Annotated in this window: 5 protein-coding genes; 3 read left to right on the top strand and 2 right to left on the bottom strand. The window is 72.8% G+C overall.

Going from position 1 to position 4,303, the window contains the following annotated elements; translation table 11 throughout:
* Positions 1-63: 63 nt before the first annotated feature.
* Positions 64-507 (bottom strand): nuclear transport factor 2 family protein, encoded by a 444-nt coding sequence (locus tag AC3EUV_RS38120; protein WP_432147135.1) that lies wholly within the window; start codon positions 505-507, stop codon positions 64-66.
* Positions 508-595: 88 nt separating this feature from the next.
* Positions 596-1,054 (bottom strand): MarR family winged helix-turn-helix transcriptional regulator, encoded by a 459-nt coding sequence (locus AC3EUV_RS38115; RefSeq protein ID WP_432147136.1) that lies wholly within the window; start codon positions 1,052-1,054, stop codon positions 596-598.
* Positions 1,055-1,413: 359 nt separating this feature from the next.
* Here AC3EUV_RS38115 and AC3EUV_RS38110 point away from each other — a divergent pair, with 359 nt between their 5' ends.
* Genes AC3EUV_RS38110 through AC3EUV_RS38100 form a run of 3 tightly spaced genes read left to right on the top strand, consistent with a single transcriptional unit; the run spans position 1,414 to position 4,257 of the window.
* On the top strand, positions 1,414-2,685 hold the full coding sequence (locus AC3EUV_RS38110) for a beta-ketoacyl-[acyl-carrier-protein] synthase family protein (protein WP_432147137.1): 1,272 nt from the start codon (positions 1,414-1,416) through the stop codon (positions 2,683-2,685).
* Entirely contained in the window at positions 2,682-3,959 is a 1,278-nt protein-coding gene (locus tag AC3EUV_RS38105) for a beta-ketoacyl synthase N-terminal-like domain-containing protein (RefSeq protein ID WP_435604877.1), read from the top strand. Before AC3EUV_RS38110 ends, AC3EUV_RS38105 begins: the two co-directional genes overlap by 4 nt.
* A gap of 52 nt (positions 3,960-4,011) precedes the next feature.
* On the top strand, positions 4,012-4,257 hold the full coding sequence (locus AC3EUV_RS38100; RefSeq protein ID WP_432147139.1) for an acyl carrier protein: 246 nt from the start codon (positions 4,012-4,014) through the stop codon (positions 4,255-4,257).
* The last annotated feature ends 46 nt before the right edge of the window (positions 4,258-4,303 follow it).

Raw genomic sequence — 4,303 nt, 5'->3', positions numbered from 1 at the left:
CCCCCCCCCCCCCCCCCCCCCCCCCCCCCCCCCCCCCCCCCCCCCCCCCCCCCCACGACCGGTTCAGGCCAGGTCGTCCCTGCTGACCTGGCGGTGCTTGACCAGCCAGGCACCCGATCCGTCGCGCACCAGCACGTCCTCACAGACCGTGCTGCGGTGCACCACCGAGGGACCCCCCAGGGGCGTGGCGACGACGAGCGCGTAACACCGGGCCGCCACCGTACCGTCGGCCCGGGCCTCCACCGTCAGCATGCCGAGCCAGTGCCGATGCCTGATGCCCTGCTCGGCCAGCGAAGCGCGGGCCTTCGAACTGCTCGCGGCGAGCGCCGTGCGGCCGACCGCCCGGTCGTGCCCTCCGTGCAGGACGAAGACGCCGTCCTCGGTGAAGGTCTCCGCCCAGTCCTCGGTTCGCCCTTCGTCGAGCGCCTGCATCTGCCGTGCGTAGAAGTGCGAGACCTCGCTGTACAGCCGCTCCGTGTCGAGCGGTGCGGTGCCGGTGTGCGGCATCGGATCTCCTTCGCGCCGTAGGGACCCTCAGCGTGTCCGGCATGCCTGGAGGGTGGCTGGAGTCGCGCTGGAGCAGCCGGGCCACGCCTCAGCCGGCCCCGGACTCCCCCACCGGCCGCGACGTCTCGTACAGCCGCAGCAGCAGAGACATGAACTGCTCACGGTCCTCCGGTGAGAACGGTGCGAGGAGCTCCTGCTCCAACTGGGCAAGGACCGCGGCCACCTGCGGCCAGGTGCGCCGGCCGAGCGGGGTCAGCCACACCCGGCTACGCCGTGCGTCCTGCTCGTCCGGGGTCCGGTGCACCATGCCGGCGGCCTCCATACGCCTGATGGCCCGCGTCGCCGTCGGAGCCTCGACCCGCACCTGCCGGGCGAGATCGCCGACGGTGCTCCCGTCCGCCTCCCACAGGCAGCGCAGAAAGAACTGCTGGCCCGCATGCAGTCCGAACTCGCTGAGCAGACGCTCGACACGGATCCGCGCGGAGCGCCCCGCCAAAGCGAAGAGCGTGCTGAAGTCTCCCAGGGACACAGCGGGCTGGGCGGTCATGAGGAGGGACCTTTGCGTCGTCGACGGCATGCGGGCAGCGGCCGGTGACGCGGCGGACCGAACGGCCGCGGTCATGATACGCGGCACCCCCGGCCCGGCCCCGGCTCCACCCGGTCCCTAGTCCCGCTCCAGTGGTGCGGCCAAGGATGATCCACGCCCCCGGGACTTCCACCCGGGGACACGCAACGCCACCGGCCGAGCACGAGAAGGGGCGATTCGATGGACCGCGCACAGCCTTTGACGGGGGCGTCCCGGAACGCGGAGAGACCTCCGTGGAGACAGCCGAAGCGTCGACCGCCGGACGTCGTCGGGCCGGAGGAAGCCGGACCATGCGAGATCCGGCCCGCAGGCGGTTCCCGGTGAGTCGCCAGGTCGCCCTCACGGGCATCGGTGTGGTCGCGCCCGGCGGTACCGGGACGAAGGAGTTCTGGTCGCTGATCACCTCCGGCCGGACCGCGACCGGCCCCCTCACCTTCTTCGACGCCACGCCGTACCGCTCGCGCATCGCCGCGCAGTGCGACTTCGACCCGCTGACCGCCGGTTTCTCACCGCGCGAGATCCGGCGCCTGGACCGGGCCGCTCAGTTCGCGGTGACCTGTGCGCGGGAGGCCCTGGACGACGCCGGTTTCCCCTCCACCACGGTGCCCGTGCCCGAGCGGACCGGTGTGTCCCTGGGCACCGCCGTCGGCTGCACGATGAGCCTGGAAAACGAGTACGCCGTCGTCAGCGACGGGGGCCGGGACTGGCTCGTCGACCACCGGCACGCCGTACCGCAGCTGATGGACTACCTGGTGCCCAGCAGCCTGGCCCGCGAGGTGGCCTGGACAGCGGGCGCCCTCGGCCCGGCCGCGGTGATCTCAGCCGGATGCACCTCCGGCCTGGACGCCGTCGGGCATGCCTGCGACCTCATCCGGGAGGGCACCGCGGACGTCATGCTGACCGGCGGCACCGACGCCCCCATCTCCCCGATCACCGTGGCCTCCTTCGACGCGATCCGGGCGACCTCGCCCCGCAACGACGACCCCGCCACCGCCTCCCGGCCCTTCGACCGGACCCGGGACGGATTCGTCCTCGGCGAGGGCGCCGCCGTGCTGGTGCTGGAGGAGTCGGAACACGCCCGCAGGCGCGGCGCCCACGTGTACGCCGAGATCGGCGGTCATGCCACGCGCAGCAACGCCTACCACATGACGGGACTCCGCCCCGACGGCCGGGAGATGGCGGAGGCGATCACCCGCGCACTGGCCGAGGCCAGGCTCGACGCCACCGCCGTGGACTACGTCAACGCGCACGGCTCCGGCACCAGACAGAACGACCGGCACGAGTCGGCGGCCTTCTTGCGCGCCCTCGGCGAGCACGCCCGGACCATCCCGGTCAGCTCGATCAAGTCCATGATCGGTCACTCGCTCGGCGCCATCGGGGCCATTGAGATCGCCGCGTGTGCCCTCGCTCTGGAGCACGGGGTCGTCCCGCCCACCGCCAACCTCCACGAGGCGGACCCGGAATGTCCGCTCGACTATGTGCCGATCACCGCCCGGGAGCAGCGCCTCGACACCGTCCTCACGGTGGGCAGCGGCTTCGGCGGCTTCCAAAGCGCCATGGTGCTCACCCGGCCCGAAGGGAACCGCCGATGACCACTCACGCCCTTCCGGCCGGGTCTTCGGCCCTCCCGGCCGACGGCCGCCAGGACACCGCCCTGGTCACCGGCCTCGATGTGCGGGCGGCCAACGGCAGCGGAACCGAAGCCTTCTGGCAAAGCCTGCTGCAAGGCCGCAGCGGCATCGGTCCGATCACCCGCTTCGACGCCTCCGGCTACCCGAGCCGACTGGCCGGCGAGATCGATGCCTTCGATCCGGCTGCCGCGGTGCCCGGCAGGCTCCTGCCGCAGACTGATCGCGTCACCCAGCTCGCGCTCACCTCCGCGGCCGAGACCTTGCGCGACGCCGCGCTGGACCCGGCCGAGCTCCCGGACTACGGCGTCGGCGTGGTCACCGCCAACTCGGCCGGCGGATTCGCGTTCGGCCAGCGGGAGTTGGAGAGCCTCTGGGCGAAGGGGCCCCGTCACGTCAGTGCGTACCAGTCCTTCGCCTGGTTCTACGCGGTGAACACCGGCCAGATCTCCATCCGGCATCGCTTGAACGGGCCCAGCGGAGTGGTGGTGACCGGTCAGACGGGAGGGCTGGACGCGGTCGGACACGCGCGCCGGATGCTCCGCAAGGGGACCCCCGCCGTCCTCACCGGGGCGATGGAGTCGGCGCTGTGCCCATGGGGGCACGTCGCCGAGATGACCGGCAACCGGCTGAGCAACACCGACCGCGCCGAGGACGCCTGCCTGCCCTTCGGGGAGCACGCCGCCGGGCACGTCGCGGCCGAGGGCGGTGCGCTGCTGGTACTGGAGGGCGCGGCCTCGGCCGGCGCCCGAGGGGTCACCCGCGCCTACGGCGAACTGGCCGGATACGCGGCCTGCTTTGACCCGCCGCCTGGCTCGGGGGGACCCAGTGGCCTGGTCCGAGCCGCCCGGGCGGCGCTCGCGGACGCGGACATCGAGCCGTCCGCGATCGGGGCGGTGTTCGCCGAAGGGGCAGCGGTGCCGGAGCTGGACACTCAGGAGGCCGCGGCGATCACCGAGGTATTCGGTCCGCATGCCGTCCCCGTCACCGCGATCACCTCGCTGACCGGCCGACCCGGCGCCGGAGCCTCCGCGCTCGACCTGGCCGCGGCGCTGCTCACGGTCCGGGACGGGGTGATCCCCCCGACCGCGGAAGTGGGCCGGGTGCCGGACTCCTACCGCATCGACCTGGTCACCGGCCGCCCCCGCCCACTCGCCGGTGACGCGGCGCTGGTGCTGGCCCGCGGGTACGGCGGCTTCAACAGCGCCGTGCTCGTCCGCCGCACCGACCAGCCGTGACCCCGATCCACCCACCCATCCGCTCCACCGATCCCACCGGAAGGTGACCGCCATGACCGATTTCACCCTCGATGACCTCAAGCGCGTGATGCGAGAGTGCGCCGGCGAGGACGAGAGCGTCAGCCTGGACGGCGACATCCTGGACCTGCCGTTCGAAGACCTCGGCTACGACTCGCTCGCCCTCCTCGAAACAGCGACCCGGATCGAGCGGGAACGCGGCGTGAGCGTGCCGGAGGAAAAGCTGAGCGAGGCGAAGACCCCCCGGCTGCTGCTGGACGCCGTCAACTCCACCCGATGACCCGGCGGTGGGGGGGGGGGGGGGGGGGAGAGGCGAAAAGGGGGGA

The organism is Streptomyces sp. bgisy130, assembly GCF_057708345.1.
The sequence above is the reverse complement of the archived record's forward strand: the minus strand, read 5'-3'. Positions and strand labels throughout refer to the sequence as shown.

Bases quoted from the DNA above. Each gene is read 5' to 3' on its own strand.
- AC3EUV_RS38120 (WP_432147135.1), bottom strand. From the start codon at position 507: ATGCCGCACACCGGCACCGCACCGCTCGACACGGAGCGGCTGTACAGC.
- AC3EUV_RS38115 (WP_432147136.1), bottom strand. From the start codon at position 1,054: ATGACCGCCCAGCCCGCTGTGTCCCTGGGAGACTTCAGCACGCTCTTC.
- AC3EUV_RS38105 (WP_435604877.1), top strand. From the start codon at position 2,682: ATGACCACTCACGCCCTTCCGGCCGGGTCTTCGGCCCTCCCGGCCGAC.
- AC3EUV_RS38100 (WP_432147139.1), top strand. From the start codon at position 4,012: ATGACCGATTTCACCCTCGATGACCTCAAGCGCGTGATGCGAGAGTGC.